The 20,819-nt window shown below is 68.7% G+C and carries 18 protein-coding genes; 5 read left to right on the forward strand and 13 right to left on the reverse strand.

Annotation, left to right across the window (positions count from 1 at the left end; genetic code table 11):
- Positions 1-151: 151 nt before the first annotated feature.
- The 11 genes from NVS83_RS19130 to NVS83_RS19180 form a co-directional block, all read right to left on the reverse strand.
- Complete coding sequence (locus tag NVS83_RS19130; protein ID WP_258733218.1) at positions 152-1,165, reverse strand: ABC transporter substrate-binding protein; 1,014 nt, start codon at positions 1,163-1,165, stop codon at positions 152-154.
- A 32-nt stretch (positions 1,166-1,197) separates the two neighbouring features.
- The gene (locus NVS83_RS19135; RefSeq protein ID WP_258733217.1) at positions 1,198-1,992 is read right to left on the reverse strand and encodes an ABC transporter permease; all 795 of its coding nucleotides are present in this window, start codon (positions 1,990-1,992) and stop codon (positions 1,198-1,200) included.
- On the reverse strand, positions 1,989-2,846 hold the full coding sequence (locus NVS83_RS19140) for an ABC transporter ATP-binding protein (protein WP_374115089.1): 858 nt from the start codon (positions 2,844-2,846) through the stop codon (positions 1,989-1,991). Before NVS83_RS19140 ends, NVS83_RS19135 begins: the two co-directional genes overlap by 4 nt.
- Before the next feature lie 28 nt (positions 2,847-2,874).
- Positions 2,875-3,825: a hydroxymethylglutaryl-CoA lyase gene (locus tag NVS83_RS19145; protein WP_258740738.1), complete on the reverse strand. Its 951-nt coding sequence runs from the start codon at positions 3,823-3,825 to the stop codon at positions 2,875-2,877.
- Positions 3,822-5,102 (reverse strand): CaiB/BaiF CoA transferase family protein, encoded by a 1,281-nt coding sequence (locus NVS83_RS19150; protein WP_258740739.1) that lies wholly within the window; start codon positions 5,100-5,102, stop codon positions 3,822-3,824. The genes NVS83_RS19145 and NVS83_RS19150 overlap by 4 nt, the downstream gene beginning before the upstream one ends.
- A gap of 104 nt (positions 5,103-5,206) precedes the next feature.
- Positions 5,207-6,187, reverse strand: coding sequence for a LysR family transcriptional regulator (locus NVS83_RS19155; RefSeq protein ID WP_258740740.1), 981 nt, complete (start codon positions 6,185-6,187; stop codon positions 5,207-5,209).
- Positions 6,188-6,276: 89 nt separating this feature from the next.
- On the reverse strand, positions 6,277-7,770 hold the full coding sequence (locus NVS83_RS19160; protein ID WP_258740741.1) for a carboxypeptidase M32: 1,494 nt from the start codon (positions 7,768-7,770) through the stop codon (positions 6,277-6,279).
- 143 nt (positions 7,771-7,913) lie between these two features.
- Positions 7,914-8,993: an Ldh family oxidoreductase gene (locus NVS83_RS19165; protein WP_258733212.1), complete on the reverse strand. Its 1,080-nt coding sequence runs from the start codon at positions 8,991-8,993 to the stop codon at positions 7,914-7,916.
- Positions 8,993-9,421, reverse strand: coding sequence for a cupin domain-containing protein (locus tag NVS83_RS19170; protein ID WP_258740742.1), 429 nt, complete (start codon positions 9,419-9,421; stop codon positions 8,993-8,995). Before NVS83_RS19170 ends, NVS83_RS19165 begins: the two co-directional genes overlap by 1 nt.
- Positions 9,422-9,476: 55 nt before the next feature.
- Positions 9,477-10,256: a GntR family transcriptional regulator gene (locus NVS83_RS19175; RefSeq protein ID WP_258740743.1), complete on the reverse strand. Its 780-nt coding sequence runs from the start codon at positions 10,254-10,256 to the stop codon at positions 9,477-9,479.
- An 11-nt stretch (positions 10,257-10,267) separates the two neighbouring features.
- The gene (locus tag NVS83_RS19180) at positions 10,268-11,488 is read right to left on the reverse strand and encodes a CobW family GTP-binding protein (protein WP_258740744.1); all 1,221 of its coding nucleotides are present in this window, start codon (positions 11,486-11,488) and stop codon (positions 10,268-10,270) included.
- Positions 11,489-11,635: 147 nt separating this feature from the next.
- Here NVS83_RS19180 and NVS83_RS19185 point away from each other — a divergent pair, with 147 nt between their 5' ends.
- Together NVS83_RS19185 and NVS83_RS19190 are read left to right on the forward strand one after the other, a co-directional pair.
- Entirely contained in the window at positions 11,636-12,868 is a 1,233-nt protein-coding gene (locus NVS83_RS19185; RefSeq protein WP_258740745.1) for an LVIVD repeat-containing protein, read from the forward strand.
- A gap of 5 nt (positions 12,869-12,873) precedes the next feature.
- Positions 12,874-13,632 carry a hypothetical protein gene (locus NVS83_RS19190; RefSeq protein ID WP_258740746.1) on the forward strand — a complete coding sequence of 253 codons (759 nt, stop codon included), beginning with the start codon at positions 12,874-12,876 and terminating at the stop codon, positions 13,630-13,632.
- A 20-nt stretch (positions 13,633-13,652) separates the two neighbouring features.
- Here the strand turns inward: NVS83_RS19190 and NVS83_RS19195 are convergent, their stop codons facing one another.
- On the reverse strand, positions 13,653-13,952 hold the full coding sequence (locus NVS83_RS19195; protein ID WP_258740747.1) for an antibiotic biosynthesis monooxygenase family protein: 300 nt from the start codon (positions 13,950-13,952) through the stop codon (positions 13,653-13,655).
- A gap of 229 nt (positions 13,953-14,181) precedes the next feature.
- Here NVS83_RS19195 and recA point away from each other — a divergent pair, with 229 nt between their 5' ends.
- The 3 genes from recA (at position 14,182) to NVS83_RS23480 (ending at position 19,456) form a co-directional block, all read left to right on the forward strand.
- Positions 14,182-15,264 carry a recombinase RecA gene (gene recA, locus NVS83_RS19200; protein WP_258740748.1) on the forward strand — a complete coding sequence of 361 codons (1,083 nt, stop codon included), beginning with the start codon at positions 14,182-14,184 and terminating at the stop codon, positions 15,262-15,264.
- A 246-nt stretch (positions 15,265-15,510) separates the two neighbouring features.
- Complete coding sequence (alaS, locus tag NVS83_RS19205) at positions 15,511-18,162, forward strand: alanine--tRNA ligase (protein ID WP_258740749.1); 2,652 nt, start codon at positions 15,511-15,513, stop codon at positions 18,160-18,162.
- Positions 18,163-18,199: 37 nt separating this feature from the next.
- Positions 18,200-19,456 carry a cyclic nucleotide-gated ion channel gene (locus NVS83_RS23480; protein WP_309486222.1) on the forward strand — a complete coding sequence of 419 codons (1,257 nt, stop codon included), beginning with the start codon at positions 18,200-18,202 and terminating at the stop codon, positions 19,454-19,456.
- A gap of 24 nt (positions 19,457-19,480) precedes the next feature.
- On the opposite strand, the gene NVS83_RS19220 is transcribed toward NVS83_RS23480, so the two are convergent.
- On the reverse strand, positions 19,481-20,692 hold the full coding sequence (locus tag NVS83_RS19220) for an NADP-dependent isocitrate dehydrogenase (protein WP_258740750.1): 1,212 nt from the start codon (positions 20,690-20,692) through the stop codon (positions 19,481-19,483).
- Positions 20,693-20,819: the final 127 nt, after the last annotated feature.

The following is a 20,819-nucleotide window of genomic DNA, read 5'->3' on the forward strand; positions in this document are numbered from 1 at the left end:
CGGACCCGGCCTGATTGCGTGCGTCGGAACCTGTCGGGCCGCCCGCGTGGCGCCGGCCACGGGTCGTTCGGATGGGCCGCGACCGGCTAGCGGCGGTCGCGGCGTTTCAATGCTCTCGCGAGATCACTCGCCCGCGATCACTGGCCCGTCGTCACTGGCCTTTGGCCTTGGCCAGGAACGAGCCGTCGAAGGTCTTCGACAGGTCGATGCTCTTCGGGTCGACGCTCGGATCGGTGGTGGTGATGAGGTTCAGCGCGCTCTTCATGCTCGCCTCGTCGATGTTGCCATCGGTCGAGTAGGACTGGCGCGAGGCGTTGAACGCCTTGATGTAGAGCGACTTGTCGCCGAGCCAGTACTCCTCCGGCACCGTCGCGGCCACCTCTTCCGGCGTCGCCTTCTCCAGCCACTTCAGCGTCCGGTAGAAGGCGTTGGTGAGCGCCTGCACGGTGTTCGGGTTGTCCTTGATGAAGCTCTCCTTGAAGTAGAGCACGGCGGCCGGGTTCATGCCGCCGAACACCTGCTCGGTGCCCTCGGTGGTGCGGGTGTCGACCAGGATGTTGATCTCGCCCATGTCCTGCAGCTTGGAGATCACCGGGTCGAGATGCGAGATGGCGTCGATCTCGCCGTTCTGCATCGCCGCGACCGCCGAGGCGCCGCCGCCGACACCGATGAAGGAGGCGTCGTCCGGGTTCATGCCTGCCTTGCGCATCAGGTACTGCACCAGGATGTAGGTCGAGGAACCGGGCGCGGTGACGCCGATCTTGGCGCCCTTGAGGTCGGCGACCGACTTGATCTTGTCCGCCTCGGCCTTGCGCACGCCGACGACGATGCCGGGATAGCGGCCGAGGTCGATGACGGCGCGGATGTCCTGCTTCTTCTGCTGCATGCGGATGGTGTGCTCATAGGCGCCGGTGACGCCGTCCACCGAGCCGCCGATGAGCGCCTGAAGCGACTTGGAGCCGCCGCCGAAATCGTTGATCTCGACGTTCAGGCCCGCATCCTTGAAGTAGCCGAGCCGCTCCGCCAGCGTCAGCGGGAGATAATAGAGCAGGGGCTTGCCGCCGACGCCGAGGGTGACGTTCGGCTTCTCGATCTCGCCGGCCTGCGCCGCGCCGAAGGCGGGGATCAGCAGGCTCGCGGCGAGCAGCAATGCACGCATCTTCATTGTCTTTCCTCCCTTTATTGTCGGATCCGTTGTCAGTTCTGCTCGCCGGCCGGCTGGGGCCGCCAGACGAGGAGGCGCCGCTCGACCCGGGTGACGCCGAAGTCGATGACGAGCACGAAGGCCGCGAGGATGAACATGCCGGCGAACACGCCGGTCACGTCGAACACGCCCTCGGCCTGATGGATGAGATAGCCGAGCCCGGCGGACGAGCCGAGATATTCGCCCACCACCGCGCCCACCAGCGCGAAGCCGACCGAGGTGTGCAGCGAGGAGAACATCCAGGACAGCGCCGAGGGCCAGTACACGTTGCGGAAGAGCTGGCGCTCGCTCATGCCCATCATGCGCGCATTGGCGAGCACGACGGGGCTCACCTCCTTCACGCCCTGATAGACGTTGAAGAACACGATGAAGAACACCAGCGTCACGCCCAGCGCCACCTTCGACCAGATGCCGAGGCCGAGCCACAGCATGAAGATTGGCGCCAGAACGACGCGGGGCAGGGCGTTGACCATCTTCACATAGGGGTCGAACACCGCCGCCACGGTCGGCTTGCGGGCGAACCAGAAGCCGATGACGATGCCGCCCGCCGAGCCGATCACGAAGGCCAGCACGGTCTCGGTCAGCGTGATGTAGAGGTGCTTCCAGATCGTGCCGGTCGCGAACAGCTGGTAGACGCGGGCGATCACGTCCCAGGGCTTGGAGAAGAAGAACTCCGGCAGCAGGTAGTCGCCGCCGATCGGCACCGTCGCCCCGACCTGCCAGAAAGCGAGCACGGCCACCGCGACCAGGATCTGCAGGAGGAACAGCTTGGCGGGATGTATCCTCATGAGGGCATGTCCTCCCCGTAGGTCTTGGCGACTTCGGTCTTGAGCTGGTCCCAGATCTGCCGGTGCAACGTGTGGAAGCGCGGGTCGAGCCGGATCTCGGCGGTGTCGCGCGGACGCTCGAGGTCGATCGGGAAATCGCCGATGATGCGCGCCTCGGGCCCGGCCGACATGATGACCACGCGGTCGGACAGCGCGATCGCCTCCTCGAGGTCGTGGGTGACGAACATCACCGCCTTGCGGTCCTGCGCCCACAGCCGAAGGAGCAGCGTGCCCATGATCTGGCGCGTCTGCGCGTCGAGCGGGCCGAAGGGTTCGTCCATCAGCAGGATCTTGGGGTGGCGCACCAACACCTGGGCGAGGCCGACGCGCTTGCGCTGGCCGCCAGAAAGCTGGTGCGGGTAGCGGTCGCCGAAACGGCCGAGGCCCACCTTCTTCAGCCAGTCCTGCGCCTGGGCGAGGGCCTCGGCGCGGCGCGTGCCGCCAATCTCGAGCGCGATCGCCACATTGTCGACGGCCGTCTTCCACGGCATCAGCGCGTCCTGCTGGAACAGGTAGCCGGCCTTCTCGTTCAGCCCGCTCAGCGGCTCGCCGAAGATGGCGACCGTGCCGCCGGCCGGCCGCAGCAGCCCGGCGGTGGCGTTGAGCAGGGTCGACTTTCCGCAGCCGGTCGGCCCGACGATGGCGACGAACTCGCCCTCGCGCACGTGGAGCGAGGTCGGTGCGACCGCCTTGAACAGCGGCTGCCCCTTCATCGCGAAGCTGATGCTCACATCGTCGAGCGCCACCGCCACGGGCGCGGCGGCGACGGACGGCGGCGGCTCGGTGGCCGGCTTCCGCGCGGTGGCGGTATCCATGTCACGTCCTCCCATTCGGCGGTTCTTCTTATTTCGCGGCGAGGCGAATGTCTGCCGGCGCGGGATGAAGATCGCCGCTCCGCCCCGCCTTGGCCACCTGTCCGGGGATATCGTGGCCGAGAAGGGCCGGCAGGCCCCGCGCAAGTTCGATCAGGCGCCCGAGGTCGACCCCGGTGGCGACGCCCATCTCGTCGAGCATGTGGACGAGGTCTTCGGTCGAGATGTTGCCGGTCGCGCCCGGCGCGAACGGGCAGCCGCCGAGGCCGCCCAGCGAGGCGTCGAAGCGGTCAGCGCCCGCGTCGAGCGCGGCGAGCACGTTCGCCAGCCCCATGCCGCGGGTGTTGTGGAAGTGCAGCGTCAGCGGCACCGAGCCGAACCGGCGGCGGAAGGCGCCGACGAGGCTCTCCACCTGGCGCGGATTGCCCATGCCGGTGGTGTCGGCAAGCGTGACGGAATCGAGCCCGAGCGCGAGATAGGCCTCGGCGAGCTTCAGCACCTTGTCCTCGGGCTGGACGCCCTCGAAGGGGCAGCCGAAGGCGGTGGCGATGGAGCCGTTCAGCGCCGCCGGCGTGCCGCGCGCGGCCTCGATGATGGTGCGGAAGGCTTCCAGCGACTGGGCCGGCGTCATGCGCATATTGGCGAGGTTGTGGGTCTCGCTCACCGACATGACGAGGTTGAGCTCGTCCATATTGGCGGCGAGCGCCTCCTGCGCGCCGCGCAGATTGGGCACCAGCGCGACATAGGTGACGCCGGGGCGACGCTTGATCGCGCCGGCCACCTCGCGCGCGTCGGCAAGGTTCGGCACCGCCCTGGGCGAGACGAAGGAGGTGACCTCGATCTTCGACACGCCGGTCAGCGAGAGCGCATCGATCAGCGCGATCTTTTCCTGCGTCGGCAGGAAGCGCGGCTCGATCTGCAGCCCGTCGCGCGTCACCACTTCCTGGATGTGAACGCGCTCGGGAAAGCCTTCCCAGTTCATTCGACGTCCTCCGCCTTGTCCGCGCGCTCCTGTGCGCGGGCGACGACGCCGCTCGCCACCAGCGCGTCGATCTCCCCGGGCGCGTAGCCGAGCCCGGCCATCAGCGCGGCGGTGTGCTCGCCGAGCCGCGGTCCCGGCCAGCTCACGCCGCCGGGGGTCTGCGAGAGCTTGGGCACGATGCCGGGCATCTTCACCTCGGTGCCGTCCGGCAGCTGCGAGGGAAGGATCATGTCGCGGCTGAGATACTGCTCGTCGCGCACGATGTCAGCGACCGAATAGATGCGCCCGTTGGGCACCTCGGCGCGGTCGAGGGCGGCGGTGACCTCCTCGATCGAGTGGCGGCGCGTCCAGTCCGAGATGGCGCCGTCGATCTCTTCGACATGCGCCACGCGCCCGTCATTGGAGGCAAGGCGCGGGTCGCTCGCGAGGTCGTCGCGGCCGATGGCGGCCATCAGCCGGCGGAAGATGGCGTCCCCGTTGCCGGCGACGATGACATAGCTGCCCTCGGCGGTGGCGTAGGAATTGGACGGCGCGATGCCCGGCAGCGAGCCGCCGGAGCGCTCGCGCACATAGCCGAGCAGGTCGTATTCGGGGACGAGGCTCTCCATCATGTTGAAGACGCTCTCGAACAGCGAGACGTCGACCACCTGGCCCGTGCCGCGCCCGGACTTGATGTGCAGGAGCGCCATCAGCGCGCCCATCACGGCGTGGAGCGCGGCGAGCGAGTCGCCGATGGAGATGCCGGTGCGCGCCGGCGGCCGGTCGGGGTCGCCGGTGGTGAAGCGCATGCCGCCCATCGCCTCGCCCACCGCGCCGAAGCCGGGGCGCTCGCGATAGGGCCCGTCCTGGCCGAAGCCGGAGATACGCACCATGACGAGGTTGGGGTTGACCTGCTTCAGCGCATTCCAGCCGAGGCCCCAGCGCTCCAGCGTGCCGGGGCGGAAGTTCTCGATCAGCACGTCGGCGTCGCGCACCAGCCGGCGGACGATCTCCTGTCCCTCGGGCGCGCGCAGGTTGATGGCGATCGACTTCTTGTTGCGCGACTGCAGGTACCACCACAGGGAGGTGCCCTTGTGGAGCTTGCGCCATTTGCGAATGGGGTCGCCTTCGCCGGGGGCCTCGACCTTGATGACCTCCGCGCCGAACTCCGCCATCAGCCGCGCGGCAAACGGCGCGGCGATCAGGTTGCCGAGTTCGATGACGCGGATTCCTGCGAGCGGGCCCTGCTGCCCGGCCTCACGCGGCTCCTCGTGCGGGATCGATGTCGATCCTTCCATACGCGACGCTCCTCACCGACATGCTTTTTTTCGCTCTATCGGTCGAAACGGGGCGCAGGTCCAATAGTCTTTAGACAAAGACCGTTCGCCAAACGCGAACGCTTTCATCCCGCCGTGCGGCGCCCGCGACGCTCCGGGCGGTCCTTGGCGCGCAGGTGCTCCAGCATCAGCCGCGCGGTCGGGGGCAGGGCCTGCACCTCGCGCACCACCAGCTTGAGCTGGCGCTGGCCCCAGCGGTCCCGCAGCGGAATCGCCTTCAATCCCATGCCCTTGCCGAGGATTTCGAAAGCGCGGTCGGGGATGAGGCCGATGCCCATATTGGCCTGCACCATGCGGCAGACGGCGTCGAAGCCGGGCACGTGGACGCGCAGCCGGATGCTGCGGCCGGCAAGGTTCGCGGCGTATTGCGAGCGCAGGAAGATCGAGCTCGCGGCATGCAGGCCGATATAGTCGTGATCGAGCGTTTCCTCGAAATGCACCTCGTCGCGCGCCGCCAGCGGGTGGTCGCGGTGGACCACCACCACCAGCCGGTCGCGCCGGTAGCGGAAGGTCTCGAGCGCCCGGCTCTCGATGTCGCCGGCGCAGATGCCGATATCGGCCGCGCCTTCCTCGATGCCGCGCACCACCTCCGAGCTCGGGCATTCCTGCAGGTCGAAGCGCAGCAGGCTGTGCCTCTCGAGGAAGGAGGGCAGGTCCTCGGGCAGGAACTGCACGATGGCCGACAGGTTGGCCAGCATGCGCACATGCCCGCGCACGCCGAGCGAATATTCGCCGAGCTCCATGCCCATCTTCTCGATGGTGCGCATGGTGACGCGGGCGTGGTGCAGCAGCGTCTCGCCGGCCGGGGTGAGGGCCATGCCGCGCGCCAGCCGCTCGAACAGCGCGACGCCGAGAATCTCCTCGAGGTCGGCGAGGCGCTTCGAGACGGCGGAGGCAGCGATGCCCTCGCGCCCGGCGGCGCGGGTCAGCGATCCTTCTTCGCCGATGGCGATGAACAGGCGCAGCGAGGTGAGGTCCAGCCGCCGCAGGACCTGCTGCATCGCCGGTACGGAGGTCTCCGTCGGCACCGCTTCGGGCTGCGACATTCGCACGGACCCTCGTGTGAGGCAGCGACCGAGGCCGCGAGGGCGCCCACTATCGGCGCCTGCGGCCCGCGAACCAAGCGCGTTCGCGCTCAGCCGGCGGGGAGGTAGCGCCGGGCCAGATGGGCCTTGAACACGCTCGCGTCGAGCGGGCGGCCGGTGGCGCGGGTCAGCAACTCGTCGGTCTCGTAGCGCGAGCCCTGTTCGTAGATGTTGGTGCGCAGCCAGCCGACCAGCGGCGCGAAATCGCCGCGCGCGATGCCGGGCAGGGCGTCCGGCTCCGCCCGGCAGGCGGCGTCGAAGAGCTGGGCGGCGGTCATCGCGCCGAGCGTGTAGGTCGGGAAGTAGCCCCAGCCCCCGCTCGGCCAGTGGATGTCCTGCAGGCAGCCGAGGGCGTCGTTGGGCGGGATGATGCCGAGCAGATCCTTCATGCCGGCGTTCCACGCCATCGGCAGCTCGGCGAGCGGCATGGCGTCGGCGATCAGCGCCTTCTCCAGTCGGTACCGCAGGATGACGTGGGCGGGATAGGTCACCTCGTCCGCGTCGACGCGGATGAAGCCGCGCTCGATGCGGGTGTAGCGCCGCCACAGCGCCTCCGCCTCCCAGTCCGGGCCGGAGGCGCCGAAGGCCTCGCGCATGACCGGGGCGGCATAGGCGAGGAATTGCGGGCTGCGGCAGGCCTGCATCTCCATGAGCAGCGACTGGCTTTCGTGCACGCTCATGCCGCGCGCCTGCCCGACCGGCTGGCCCATATAGGCGGTGGGGCGGCCCTGCTCGTAGAGCGCGTGGCCGGTCTCGTGGATGACGCCCATCAGCGCCTTGCTGAAATCGGTCTCGTCGTAGCGGGTGGTGATGCGCACGTCGTTGTCGGCGCCGCCGCAGAAGGGGTGGGTGGAGACGTCGAGCCGCCCGCGCGAGAAGTCGTAGCCGAGCGCGGCCATGATCCTGGTGCCGAGCCGGCGCTGCGCCTCGACCGGGAACGGCCCTTCGAGCGGTTCGGGCGCAGGGCGGCGCGCCTGCGCGGCGAGGGCCTCCTCGGTGAAGCCGGGCAGGAAGGCGGCGAGGTCGTCGAACAGCGCGTCGATCTTCTGCGCGCGGCCGCCCGGTTCGTAGTCGTTGAGCAGCGCATCGTAGACGCCGAGGCCGAGCCTCTCGCCCTTGGCCGCGCCGGCCTCGCGCTGGAGCTTCAGCACCTCGGCGAGATAGGGCAGCAGGGAAGGGAAGTCGGAGTCGGCCCGGGCCTGCCGCCATGCCATCTCGCAGGCCGAGACGGCCTTGCTCGAGGCCGCCACCAGATTGGCGGGGAGCGCGGTCTGCACGCTCCATACGCGCCGGATCTCGCGCAGATTGGCGCGCTCCCAGTCGGTGAGGTCCGCGTCGCCCTCGGCCTCGGCGAGCCAGTCGCCCAGTCGCGGATCGACGGCCATCTCGTGCTGGAGAACGCGCAGCAGCGCCATGCTTTCGGCGCGGGCGCCGGCCGCGCCGGTCGGCATCATCGCGTCGCTGTCCCATTGCAGGATGCCGATGGCGTTCGACATGGCGGCGATGCGGTCGAAATGGCCGGACAGCGAGGCATAGGCAGACATGACGTCCATTCTCCGGGAGGCTGCGAGACGAGTCGCCTTCTTGAGCGATTTGCGCCGCGCGCACAAATGCTCTCGCCAATCCCGTCGGGAGCCAGCCGGCAATCCGGCGGCGGCGCTTGGGCGCGCAGCCACCGGATGCGGTGTCAGAGCGGAGCGATGCCGAGTTTGTCGGCGAGCGCGTTCAGCTTCGCCACCAGCGGGGCGGCGAGCTGCAAGCCGTCCTTCATGCGGCGGGCGCGCCGCTCGTTGCGCTGCTCGCCCGGCAGGCGGATCTCGTCGACGCCGGGCATGCGGGCCGTGCCCTTGAGCGCCTTGCTGTGGCGCCGCAGCTCGCTCTCGAACTGGGCGCGCGGCACGAAGCGCTCGATGTCGATCGCGATCACGAACTGGCCGGTGTCGGTCGGTGTGTCGGTCACGGCGTTGAAGTCGACGATGTCGAGCCCCATCGCGGCCCCGTTCAGCGTGCCGGCGAGGAAGCCGAGCATCAGCGCGAGGCCGCTGCCCTTGTAGCCGCCGATCGGAAGCAGGAGGCCGTGCGAGGACTGCGCGGCGTCGATCAGCGGACCGCCCGTGCGCAAATCGACCATCCAGCCCTCCTGCAGCGGCTGGCCCTGCATGGCGTGCTTCTTGACGGTGCCGTAGGAGACCATCGAGGTCGCCATGTCGAGCATGAGCTGGCGGTCCTCGCCCATCGGCATGCCGATGGCGAGCGGGTTGGTGCCGAGCGCGGCCTCCATGCCGCCCCAGACCGCCATGTGGTTGGCGTTGGCGACCGCCGCATAGATGCCGATCATGCCGGCCTGCACCGGCATCGCCGCATAGACCGAGCCCGAGCCGGCATGGTTGGAGCGGTGGCAGCCCACCCAGCCGATGCCGCTTTCGCGGGCGAGCTCGATCGCGGTATCGGCCACGCGCTTCACCACCAGGTGCCCCATGCCGTTGCCGCCATCGACCAGCGCGGTGGCGGCGGCGGTCTTCTTCACGCTGATCTCGGCGGTCGGGTTGATGGCGCCGTCCCTGATGAGCTGGACATATTGGGGCAGGCGGAAGATGCCGTGGGCGTCGGCGCCGTTGAGGTCGGCCTCGATCATCAATTCGCCCACGATGGCGGCGTCGGCCGGCCGCATGCCGGTCGTCTCCAGCGCGCGGGCGATGAAGTCGATGAGGATCGCCGCCGGCCACGCCTGCCGGGCCGGCTGGGTCTTCAGCGCGGTCTCGCTCATCACGACATCCTCTTCAGGTGCTCGGCGGCGATCGGGCGGGTCTCGCCGGTCTCGACGATGGTGCGGGTCGCGTGCGCGTCGGCATAGGTCCAGAAGATGCGCATCTCCTCGGTGGAGGAGGCGTTGATGAAGCGGTGCGGCAGGTTGGCCGGCACCCAGGCCGTGTCCATCGGCTTCAGCCGGTGCTCGACGCCGTCGATGATGACGAGGGCGTCGCCCGCCAGCACCATCACGCTCTCCTCGCAATTGTGCAGGTGGAACGGCACGGCGGCGCCGGGCGCGAAGATGGTGATGCCGTTGATGAGGCTCTCGGCGCCGATGCCGGGCGTCACGAGCGGGATGGTCTTCGCCCCGCCGCCGCGGTCGGCGGGCCTTATCTCGTCGGGGCGCAATATCACGCCTTCGCTCTTCACGATGGTGTCTCCCATGGTTTCCTCCCTAGGCGGGCGGACTTGGCGTCGCACCCTTTCGATCCCTTGCGGGTCAGACCGCGTCGCGCCGGCCTTCGGGCTCGCTCGCGGCCCGCGGCACAAGGCGGCGCGGATTGTCGAGCAGCTCGAAATCCGCGTTCATCACGATCTCGAACGATTCCTTGTAGTGCCGGACCAGCAGATCGCTGGCCGTATCGGCGTCATGCGCGAGCGCGGCCTTCATGATCGCCTCGTGCACCTGAAGGTGGCTGCGCGTGCCGGGCGCTAAGCCGGTGCTGAGCAGGCGCCGGCGGGCGCGGTAGCGCTCGCTCTGTTCGTAGAGCTTGCGGCAGAAGCCGAGCAGCCATTCATTGCCGCAGCCGGCGAGCAGCGCGAAATGGAACTCGCGGTGGGCGGCCGACCATTCCGGGGTCAGCACGAAGCTGGTCTCGTCGCGCGCGGCGCGGCTGAGATGGTAGAAGGCGAGGATCACGGACTCGCCCCAGGTGACGTCCCCGGCGGCGATAGAGAGCCGCAGCGCGGTCTCCTCCAGCACCAGCCGCGCATTGGTGATCTCAAGGAAGACATCCTCGTTGAGGTCGGCGACGAAGAAGCCGCGCTGCTCGCGCTTCTCGACCAGCCCCTCGGCGCAGAGCCGGTTCAGCGCGTCGCGCATCGGGCTGAAGCCGATGCCGTAGGTGGCGTGGAGCTCGCCGACCGGCAGCTTGCGGCCCGGGGCCAGCGTGCCGTTGGTGATGTCGCGGTAGAGCTGGCGGTAGGCGGCCATCGCCAGCGACGGCGGCTTGTCGCTTTCCCGCTCCTTGTCGTCCTGCTGTGCTTTCCGGCGTGCCATGGCGTCGCTCGTCAACTGGGGAGGGGAATGCCGGGCACCGCGCGATCGCGGCCGGCGAAGGGGGAGGCGGTCCGGGCCGGCGCGCGCGTCCCGCGAAGGGCGAGCGCCTCGAAGCTCCGGCCGATGAGGCGCGGGTCCAGCCCTCGGGTGATGACCACGATCTCCGAGCGCGGGCGGCCCTGCGGCCAGCGGTCGAGCGTCGACGGCGGGTCGATGAGATGCCCGACGCCGTGAATGACGACGGGCGACTGCCTCTCCGCGAGATGAAGGATCGCCTTCATGCGCAGGAGATGAGCCGGGCGCAGCGAATAGATCAGGTCCAGCCAGTCGCGCACGTCCTCCCAGCGCAGCGGCGCGTCGTGGCGGGTCGACCAGCTCTCGATGCCGTGGTGGCGCTCGGATGCCGGCGCGGAGGTCGCAAGGCCATGCTCCGGGCACGGCTCGCCGGGCGCGTGGGTGCAGAGCTCTCCGCCCTCGCAGCGCATCGCGGGGAGGCGCGCAAGCGGCGCGGCGGCGGGGGCGAGCAGGTAACCGACGTCGAAGCCGGCGCCGGAGGAGCGCACGATCTCCGCCGCCGGGTTGAGCGCCTGCAATTGCACGACCAGCGCCGCGACGGCGTTGTCGTCCACGAGGTCGCATTTGGTGACGAGCAGCAGATCCGCCTGCGCCACCTGCGCCGCCACCTCGGGCGTGTCGCCGAGCTGCCGGGCGCCGAGCACCGCATCGACGGTGACGATCACCTTCTCCAGCCGGATCCGCTCGACCAGCCCGCGCGTCGTCGTCAGCTCCTGCACGATCGGGGCGGGATCGGCGAGGCCGGTGGTCTCGATCACGATGCGCGAGAAGGCGGGCATACGCCCCGTCGCGACCTTGGCGAACAGGTCACCGATCGTGTCGGTGAGATCGCCGCGGATCGAGCAGCACACGCAGCCATTCTCCATCAGCAGCACGTTCTCGACCGCGCTCTGGACCAGCATCTGGTCGAGGCCGACCTCGCCGAACTCGTTGATGACCAGTGCCGTGTCGGCCATGCCCGGCTGTTCCAGCAGGTGGCGGATCAGGGTCGTCTTGCCGCTGCCGAGGAAGCCCGAGACCAGATAGGCCGGGATCGCGCCCCGTCGCGCGGCAGGCGGGTCCTCGAAGGGCAGGACGGCCATCACGCGGCACCCCGGCTCCAGCCGGTCGGGCAGCGCCATGCGGGGCCGGTCGGTGCCGGAAGGCTCATCACACATTCCTCGAACTTGCGCCGCCGGAAGCGCGGCGGCACCGGCTGACAAAATTTATATTTTCATACCAGAGTGGCAAGAATTTGTATACTTGGTGCCAATCGAGCGGGCCGCCAGATCCGCCGAAACCAAGAATGAACGGGGAGGAAAGTCATGCAGGGCGCCATATCGAAGAACATGAAGCTGCTGTCGCAGGACACGCTGAACGGCTTCGGTTCGCTGGGCGAAGGCATGAGCATGCAGATCGCCAGGGACGGCCGGCGCATTCTGTGGCTGGCCCATGAGGGGCCGCCGAAGAACTTCACCGGCGTCGACGTCAGCGACCCGCGCAAGCCGGCGGTGGTCTGCCAGACCGACCTGCCCAACCGCAACATGCGCTCGAACTCGCTGGAGGTGGTCGGCGACCTCATGGCCGTGGCCTACCAGACCTCGGAATATGGCGGTAAGCCGGCCGGCTTCGAGCTGTTCGACGTCTCCGTGCCCGAACAGCCGCGCTCGGTGTCGTTCTACGATACGTCGGGGCCGCATTCGCGCGGCGTGCACTGCCTGTGGTTCGTCGACGGGGAATTCGTGCATTGCGCCAGCGGCGCGGCCGATTTCACGCCCACCCATCCGCGCGACGACCAATTCTACCAGATCATCGATGTGCGCGATCCTGCCCGCCCGCGCGAGGCGGGTCGCTGGTGGTATCCCGGCACGCGTATGGGCGACGAGGCCTCGCCGCCCAAGCGCCTCAACCCGCAGCCGCTCGACATCATCCGCGGGCCGGACGCGGTGCGCCTCCACAACGCCAATGTCTACCCGCAGCGGCCGGACCGCGCCTATCTCGGCTATATAGACGGCGGCGCCTTCATCCTCGACATCGCCGACAAGGCCAACCCGAAGGTCGTCGGCGCCTGGAATCCGCATCCGCCCTATCCCGGCTTCACCCACACCGTGCTGCCGCTGTTCGAGCGCGAGCTGCTGGTGGTGAGCGACGAGTGCGTGCTCGACGACGCCGGGGACTGGCCGAAGTTGACCTGGATGGTCGATGCCCGGCTGGAGAGCAATCTGGTGCCGATCTCGACCTTTCCGCTGCCGCCGGTGGAGGAGTTCGGCCACAAGGGCGGCCGCTTCGGCTCGCACAACATCCATGAGAACCGGCCGGGTCCCTCCTTCTACAGCGAGGAGATCATCTTCGGCTGCTTCTTCAATGCCGGGATCCGCATCTACGATATCCGGGACCCGTACCGCCCCGAGACCATCGCCTATTTCATCCCGCCGGGGCCGGAGAATTCGCGCGTGCCGACGGCGCAGATGAACGACATCTATGTCGACGAGCGCGGCGTCATCTATTCGGGCGACCGTTGGTCGGGCGGGCTGTACTGCCTCGAGGCGGACATCTGACGACCATGCCCGCCCTACCGCCGGCCGACGGCTTCGCCATCGCCTACGGGCCGATCACCGATGCCGGCGAGGCCGTGCGCCAGGAGGAGGCCGCGATGCGGGCCGCCAGGGCGTGCCTCAGCCCGAGGCTCGCCCTGGTTCAGCCGGGCATGCCGGCGCTGCGCCTCAACAGCGCCGGCTGGCTGCGCGTGCCGGCCGCCGCCATCGCCGGGCTCGACGACAGCCGGGCCATGCTCGCCTTCGCCGGCGTGGCGCTGCGGCGCCGCGCGCCGCTCTTCGCCGCGCCGCTGCGGGCCTTTCTCGACGACTATGTCGGCTTCGTCGCGGCGCGGGTGGAGGATGCGCGCGCCGTGCTGAGCGAGCGCCTCGCGCGGGCGGGGTTCGACCCCGGGGGCGCGCTGCCGCACTATCGCGACTGGGCGTTCAGCGCCCTCCTGCCGCTTCCCGCCGCCCATGTCGGCTGGCGCGAGGAGGTGGGCGGTCCGCACGGCTTCGTGCGTTGCGACGCGGCGTTCTGGACCGGGCGCGAGCTGCTCGTCGTCTTCCTGGAGGGCGGCTCGATGCCGACGCCGCGCGAGCGGCGGGCGAGAGAGCGCCTCGCCCTTCTGCCGCAGGTGCGCATGCTTCACGCGGAACGGGAGCCGGGGAGGGGATGGACCGACGGTGCGCTCGCCGCCGCGCTGGACGGCTTCTGGGAAGATTGCGAGCTTCCCTTCGGCCTCATCCGCCCCGCCGCGTTGCGGGACGGGCATTGGCCGCGCTGACGGCCGCGCGGCCTTGCGCCTCAGAAGTTCTTCACCGCGAGCTGCGTGTGCTCCACTTCGGGCGGCTTGACGAAATAAGGGCTGACGAGCGCGCGCCACCCCTGGAAGTCCTCCGACTCGCGGAAGCCGACCATGTGATCCTCGAGCGTCTCCCAGCTCACGAACAGGCGGTAGCGGCTCGGGTGCTCGATCGAGCGCTGGATCTCCATGCCGCGGCAGCCCTTGGCGCGCTGGAACAGCGGGCCGGCCTTGACGAAGGCCTGTTCGAACTCGGCTTCCTTGCCGGGGGTGATTTCGAGGAGAGCGATTTCGAGGATCATGTCGGGACTTTCTTCAGGCAGGTGATTGCCGGTGCCGGCTCGGCCGCACCCATACCACGTGCGCCGGCGAGGCAAAGCCGTAAAGAGAGGAGGGGCCGGCGCGCGAGGGAGCCGAATTTCGGCGCGAAATGGCCAGAACATATTGCGAACATCGAACAAAAAGGGTACGATCCACCGAAATCCCGCCGATCCCATCTCCTACCCCTTGCGTGCGAACCGGAGCCCGGCAATGACTCAAGCGACTTTGCGACTCGTCGAAGGATCTTCCATGGACAAGGCCAAGGCGCTCGACGCCGCACTCACCCAGATCGAGCGGCATTTCGGCAAGGGCTCGATCATGCGGCTCGGCAAGAACGACCGCATAATGGAGATCGAGACCGTGTCGACCGGCTCGCTCGGGCTCGATATCGCGCTCGGTATCGGCGGGCTGCCGCGCGGGCGTGTGGTCGAGATCTTCGGCCCTGAATCGTCGGGCAAGACCACGCTGGCGCTGCATACCATCGCGGAATCGCAGAAGAAGGGCGGGGTGTGCGCCTTCATCGACGCGGAGCACGCGCTCGACCCGATCTACGCCCGCAAGCTTGGCGTCGACCTCGATGGCCTGCTGATCTCGCAGCCGGACGCCGGCGAGCAGGCGCTGGAGATCGCCGACACGCTGGTGCGTTCCGGCGCGGTGGACGTGCTGGTGGTGGATTCGGTGGCGGCGCTGACGCCGCGTGCCGAGCTGGACGGCGAGATGGGCGACAACCAGCCCGGCATGCAGGCGCGGCTGATGAGCCAGGCGCTGCGCAAGCTCACCGCCTCGATCAACCGTTCCCACACCATGGTGATCTTCATCAACCAGATCCGCATGAAGATCGGCGTGATGTACGGCAGCCCCGAGACGACGACGGGCGGCAATGCGCTGAAGTTCTATTCCTCCGTGCGTCTCGACATCCGCCGCATCGGTGCGATCAAGGAGCGCGACGAGGTCGTCGGCAACCAGACCCGCGTCAAGGTCGTGAAGAACAAGCTGGCGCCGCCCTTCAAGCAGGTCGAGTTCGACATCATGTATGGCGAGGGCGTCTCCAAGATGGGCGAGCTCATCGACCTCGGCATCAAGGCCGGCGTGGTCGAGAAGTCCGGTGCCTGGTTCTCCCATGACAGCCAGCGGCTGGGGCAGGGGCGCGAGAATGCGAAGAACTTCCTGCGTCAGCATCCCGAGGTCGCCGGGCGGATCGAGGCGACCATCCGACAGAATGCCGGCCTGATCGCCGAGCAGATTCTCGCCGGCGACGCAGGGGAAGAGGACGACGGCGCGGCCGAGGCCTGACGCCGTGCGCCATGCGAGGTCCGGGACGCGCCGCGGCCCGGCTCCCGCGCCTTTTCCCTCAAGCCGGCGGGCTCGTCCGGCGCGGTTCCGGAAGCCTTCCGGAAGTCTCCCGGGGACCTTCGAAATGAGCCGGCCGGCCTTTCTGGACAAGGTCTTGGCGCATCGCTAGAACCGTGCACTCGCGCCTGCGGCGCGGGCCGGACGTCTCGCGGCGCCGGCAGTCTAGATTGCGGCGGACCGGATTCAATGAGCGGCGTTAACGAGATACGATCGACCTTTCTCGACTATTTCGCGAGGAACGGCCATGAGGTCGTGGAGTCCTCGCCGCTTGTCCCGCGCAACGATCCGACATTGATGTTCACCAATGCCGGAATGGTGCAGTTCAAGAACGTCTTCACCGGCATCGAGAAGCGGCCCTATTCGCGCGCGACCACCTCGCAGAAATGCGTGCGCGCGGGCGGCAAGCACAACGATCTCGACAATGTGGGCTACACGGCGCGCCACCACACCTTCTTCGAGATGCTCGGCAATTTCTCCTTCGGCGACTACTTCAAGGAGAACGCGATCGAGTTTGCCTGGAACCTGATCACGCGCGAGTTCGAGCTCCCGGTCGAGAAGCTGCTCGTCACCGTCTATTCTGAGGACGACGAGGCGTTCAGCCTGTGGAAGCGGATCGCGGGGCTGCCGGATTCGAAGATCATCCGCATCCCGACTTCGGACAATTTCTGGCAGATGGGCGACACGGGGCCGTGCGGTCCCTGCTCGGAGATCTTCTACGATCACGGCCCGCACATCTTCGGCGGCCCCCCCGGCTCGCCCGACGCCGACGGGGACCGCTTCATCGAGATCTGGAATCTCGTCTTCATGCAGTTCGAGCAGCTTCCGGGCGGCGAGCGCGTCAACCTTCCGCGCCCCTCGATCGACACCGGTATGGGGCTCGAGCGGATCTCGGCCGTGCTGCAGGGCACGCACGACAATTACGAGATCGACCTGATGCGCGCGCTGACCGGCGCCGTCGAGGAGATGACCGACGTTCCCGCGGACGGCCCGCAGAAGGCGAGCCACCGGGTGATCGCCGATCACCTGCGCGCCTCGACCTTCCTGGTGGCGGACGGGGTGCTGCCCTCGAATGAGGGCCGCGGCTACGTGCTGCGCCGCATCATGCGCCGCGCCATGCGCCACGCGCAGCTTCTCGGCGCGCGCGACCCGCTGATGCACCGCCTCGTGCCGGTGCTGGTGCGCGAGATGGGCCGCGCCTATCCGGAGATCGTACGCGCGGAGGCGCTGGTGACGGAGACGCTGCGGCTCGAGGAGACGCGCTTCCGCAAGACGCTGGAGCGCGGCCTGTCGATCCTGGAGACCGAGAGCGAGGGGCTGGGCGCGGGCGCCAAGTTCTCCGGCGAGACGGCGTTCAAGCTCTACGACACCTATGGCTTCCCGCTCGACCTGACCGAGGACGCGCTGCGCGCCCGGGGCGTGAGCGTCGACACCTCCGCCTTCGACGCGGCGATGGAGCGGCAGAAGGCCGAGGCGCGCGCCTCCTGGTCGGGATCCGGCGAGGCGGCGACCGATGCGGTGTGGTTCGCCGTGCGCGAGGAGGTCGGCCCGACCGAGTTCCTCGGCTACGAGACCGAGGCCGCCGAGGGCGCGGTGACGGCGCTGGTCGCGCAGGGGCGGCAGGTGAAGGAACTCTCCGCCGGCATGCAGGGGCTTGTGGTGCTGAACCAGACGCCCTTCTACGGGGAATCGGGCGGCCAGGTCGGCGATACCGGCCGCATGGTCGGCGAGGACGATGTCGTGCTGCGCGTGCTCGGCACGCAGAAGAAGCTCGGCGACGTCTTTGCCCATGAGGTGGAGGTCGAATCGGGCACTCTCGCCGTCGGCGCCAGCCTCGTGCTTACGGTGGACGGTGCGCGGCGCCGCGAGATCCGCGCCAACCATTCGGCGACGCACCTGCTGCACGAGGCGCTGCGCCGGGTGCTCGGCGACCATGTCGCGCAGAAGGGCTCGCTGGTCGCGCCCGACCGGCTGCGCTTCGACTTCAGCCATCCCAAGCCTGTCGACGAGGCCGAACTCATCAAGGTCGAGGACGTGGCGAACGCCATCGTGCTGCGCAACGAGCCGGTGGTGACGCGGCTGATGGGCGTCGACGACGCCATCACCTCCGGCGCCCGCGCACTGTTCGGCGAGAAATACGGCGACGAGGTCCGGGTGGTCTCGATGGGCACGGACGCGGGCAACGGCGCGCCCTATTCGGTCGAGCTGTGCGGCGGCACCCATGTGGCGCGCACCGGCGATATCGGCCTCATCAGCGTGGTCGGCGAGAGCGCGGTCGGCGCCGGCGTGCGGCGCATCGAGGCGATGACGGGCGATGCCGCGCGCCACCACCTCAACGCCGAAAGCCGTGCGCTGCGCGGCGCCGCGGGCCTGCTCAAGGCGCCGGTCGGCGAGGTCGAGGTGCGCATCGCCCAGCTCGTCGATGAGCGCCGCAAGCTCGAGCGGGAGCTGGGCGATGCGCGCCGCAAGCTCGCCATGGGCGGCGGCGAGGGCGACGGCGACGCAGCGCGCATGGTCGGCTCGGTCAAGCTGATGGCGCGGCAGGTGAGCGGCATCGACCTCAAGGACCTGAAGAGCCTGGTCGACGAAGGCAAGAAGCGGCTCGGCTCCGGCGTGGTCGCGATCGTCGGGGTCACCGAGGAAGGGCGCGCGGGCATCGTCGTCGGCGTCACCCCCGACCTGACCGGCACCTATGACGCGGTCGCGCTGGTGCGTCGCGGCGCCGAGGCGCTGGGCGGCAAGGGCGGCGGCGGCCGTGCGGACATGGCCCAGGCGGGCGGGCCGGATGGCGCGCGCGCGGCCGAGGCCCTGGCGGCGATCGAGAGCGCGCTGGCGGGGTGAGGCCGGGCGGGCCGGGCCGTGGGGAGGAGTGACCGGCATGGGAGCCGGCAAGGGCCAGGCCGGCTGGCGCTCGGCCATTTGGAGACGCGGCCGGCGCCGGCGCACCTATGAGGTGCTGGAGCGCGACTCGCCCCAGGACAAGCTGGCCGAGAAGGTCAACTACGGCCTGATCGCCCTCATCCTGGTCAATGTGCTGACCGCGGTGCTGGAGACGGTGCCGAGCATGATGCTGCGCGAGGCCGTGCTCTACCGCGCCTTCGAGCTGTTCTCGCTGACCATCTTCGCCATCGAATATCTGCTGCGCGTGTGGGTGGCGCCGGAGAACCCACGCTATCGCGGCCTGTCCGACGCGCGGGCGCGCGCGATCTATGTCCGCACGCCGGCGGCGATTATCGATCTGATCGCCTGGCTGCCCTTCGTGCTCACCATGTTCTTCGGCATCGACCTGCGCACGCTGGCGATCCTGCGGCTGCTGCGCTTCGTCAAGCTGGCGCGCTACTCGCCGGGCATGCAGTCGCTGCTCGAGGTGCTGCACAGCGAGCGCCAGTCGCTGATCGCCTGCTTCTGGCTGCTTGCCGCTGCGGTGCTGATCTCGGCCTCCGCCATGTATGTGGTCGAGGGCAACGTGCAGCCCGAGCAGTTCGGCTCGATCCCGGCGGCCATGTGGTGGGCTATGGCGACGGTGACGACGGTCGGCTATGGCGACACCTATCCGGTGACGCTGGCCGGGCGCGTCGTCGCGGCGCTGACCATGATCACCGGCATCATCATGATCGCCCTGCCGGTCGGCATCATCGCGACCGCCTTCGTCGACGTGATCAAGCGGCGCGACTTCATCATCACCTGGGGCATGGTGGCTCGCGTGCCGCTCTTCGCCGACCTCGACGCGCGGGCGATCGGCGAGATCCACAAGGCGCTGTCGGCGCACACCGCCCAGCCGGGCGAGCTCATCGTGCGCCGCGGCGACGAGGCCACGTCGATGTATTTCATAGCCTCCGGCGAGGTGGCGCTGGAGTTCGCGGACGAGACGGTCGTGCTGTCGGACGGGCAGTTCTTCGGCGAGATGGCGCTCATGCAGCATGCCCGGCGGGCGGCGACGGCGCGGGCGCGCACCCGCGCCATGCTGCTGATGCTCGACGCGCGGGATCTGGCGGACGTCATCTCGCGCCACCCGGAGATCGGCGAGCGCATCCGCGCGATGATCAATGACGACGAAGGGCTGAAAGCGGTGCGGCACCGGGTCGACATCGCGGTGCCGGAGCTGCCCGGCAAGGGCGACGCGGCGGACGGCTGAGCGCCCGCCGCGCAGGTTCGCGCGTCAGGCGAGCGCCTTGCGCAAATTGTCGGAGATCTTGTCGAGGAAGCCGGTGGTGGACAGCCACTTCTGGTCGGCGCCGACCAGCAAGGCGAGGTCCTTGGTCATGTCGCCGCTCTCGACCGTGTCGACGCACACCTTCTCCAGCGTGGATGCGAAGGCGGCGAGCTCGGTGTTGTTGTCGAGCTTGGCGCGATGGGCGAGGCCGCGGGTCCAGGCGAAGATCGAGGCGATGGAGTTGGTCGAGGTCTCCTTGCCCTTCTGGTGCTCGCGGTAGTGGCGGGTCACCGTGCCGTGCGCGGCCTCGGCCTCGACCACCTTGCCGTCCGGCGTCATCAGCACCGACGTCATCAGGCCGAGCGAGCCGAAGCCCTGCGCGACGATGTCCGACTGAACGTCGCCGTCGTAGTTCTTGCACGCCCAGACATAGCCGCCGGACCACTTCAGCGCCGAGGCGACCATGTCGTCGATCAGCCGGTGCTCGTACCAGATCTTGTTCTTCTCGAACTCGGCCTTGAACTCGGTTTCGTAGACGTCCTGGAAGATCTTGCGGAAGCGGCCGTCATACTGCTTCAGGATGGTGTCCTTGGTCGACAGGTACACCGGGTACTTGCGCATCAGGCCGTAGTTCAGCGAGGCGCGGGCGAATTCGGTGATCGACTCGTCGATGTTGTACATCGACATGGCGACGCCCGAATCCTTGAACTTGTACACTTCGTGCTCGATCGTCTCGCCGTTCTCGCCCACGAACTTGATGGTGAGCGTGCCCGGGCCCGGGACGGTGAAGTCGGTGGCGCGGTACTGGTCGCCGAAGGCGTGGCGGCCGACGATGATCGGCTGGGTCCAGCCGGGCACGAGGCGCGGCACGTTCTTGCAGATGATCGGCTCGCGGAAGATCACGCCGCCGAGGATGTTGCGGATGGTGCCGTTCGGCGAGCGCCACATCTTCTTGAGGCTGAACTCGGTGACGCGGCCGGCGTCCGGGGTGATGGTGGCGCACTTCACGCCGACGCCCACGCGCTTGATGGCCTCGGCGGCATCGACGGTGACCTGGTCCTCGGTGGCGTCCCGGTTCTGGACGCTGAGGTCGTAATATTCCAGATCGATGTCGAGATAGGGATGGATCAGCTTGTCCTTGATGTACTGCCAGATGATCCGGGTCATCTCATCGCCGTCGAGTTCGACGACCGGATTCGCCACCTTGATCTTCGCCATGAATAGCCACCTCGCACGGAAATCGTTGTCGGAGGGTCGGCGTCGTGTCCGCGCGGCAGACGCCGGGTGCGCGGGTGATAGCGCGCCTCGGATCGGAGGGAAAGCATGCGGCGGGCCAATTTTCGAC

It is taken from the genome of Ancylobacter mangrovi (genome assembly GCF_024752335.1).
GTDB lineage: Bacteria > Pseudomonadota > Alphaproteobacteria > Rhizobiales > Xanthobacteraceae > Ancylobacter > Ancylobacter mangrovi.

Coding starts and splice junctions, on each gene's coding strand:
- NVS83_RS19130 (WP_258733218.1), bottom strand. CDS start 1,165: ATGAAGATGCGTGCATTGCTGCTCGCCGCGAGCCTGCTGATCCCCGCC.
- NVS83_RS19135 (WP_258733217.1), bottom strand. CDS start 1,992: ATGAGGATACATCCCGCCAAGCTGTTCCTCCTGCAGATCCTGGTCGCG.
- NVS83_RS19140 (WP_374115089.1), bottom strand. CDS start 2,846: ATGGATACCGCCACCGCGCGGAAGCCGGCCACCGAGCCGCCGCCGTCC.
- NVS83_RS19145 (WP_258740738.1), bottom strand. CDS start 3,825: ATGAACTGGGAAGGCTTTCCCGAGCGCGTTCACATCCAGGAAGTGGTG.
- NVS83_RS19150 (WP_258740739.1), bottom strand. CDS start 5,102: ATGGAAGGATCGACATCGATCCCGCACGAGGAGCCGCGTGAGGCCGGG.
- NVS83_RS19155 (WP_258740740.1), bottom strand. CDS start 6,187: ATGTCGCAGCCCGAAGCGGTGCCGACGGAGACCTCCGTACCGGCGATG.
- NVS83_RS19160 (WP_258740741.1), bottom strand. CDS start 7,770: ATGTCTGCCTATGCCTCGCTGTCCGGCCATTTCGACCGCATCGCCGCC.
- NVS83_RS19165 (WP_258733212.1), bottom strand. CDS start 8,993: ATGAGCGAGACCGCGCTGAAGACCCAGCCGGCCCGGCAGGCGTGGCCG.
- NVS83_RS19170 (WP_258740742.1), bottom strand. CDS start 9,421: ATGGGAGACACCATCGTGAAGAGCGAAGGCGTGATATTGCGCCCCGAC.
- NVS83_RS19175 (WP_258740743.1), bottom strand. CDS start 10,256: ATGGCACGCCGGAAAGCACAGCAGGACGACAAGGAGCGGGAAAGCGAC.
- NVS83_RS19180 (WP_258740744.1), bottom strand. CDS start 11,488: ATGTGTGATGAGCCTTCCGGCACCGACCGGCCCCGCATGGCGCTGCCC.
- NVS83_RS19185 (WP_258740745.1), top strand. CDS start 11,636: ATGCAGGGCGCCATATCGAAGAACATGAAGCTGCTGTCGCAGGACACG.
- NVS83_RS19190 (WP_258740746.1), top strand. CDS start 12,874: ATGCCCGCCCTACCGCCGGCCGACGGCTTCGCCATCGCCTACGGGCCG.
- NVS83_RS19195 (WP_258740747.1), bottom strand. CDS start 13,952: ATGATCCTCGAAATCGCTCTCCTCGAAATCACCCCCGGCAAGGAAGCC.
- recA (WP_258740748.1), top strand. CDS start 14,182: ATGACTCAAGCGACTTTGCGACTCGTCGAAGGATCTTCCATGGACAAG.
- alaS (WP_258740749.1), top strand. CDS start 15,511: ATGAGCGGCGTTAACGAGATACGATCGACCTTTCTCGACTATTTCGCG.
- NVS83_RS23480 (WP_309486222.1), top strand. CDS start 18,200: ATGGGAGCCGGCAAGGGCCAGGCCGGCTGGCGCTCGGCCATTTGGAGA.
- NVS83_RS19220 (WP_258740750.1), bottom strand. CDS start 20,692: ATGGCGAAGATCAAGGTGGCGAATCCGGTCGTCGAACTCGACGGCGAT.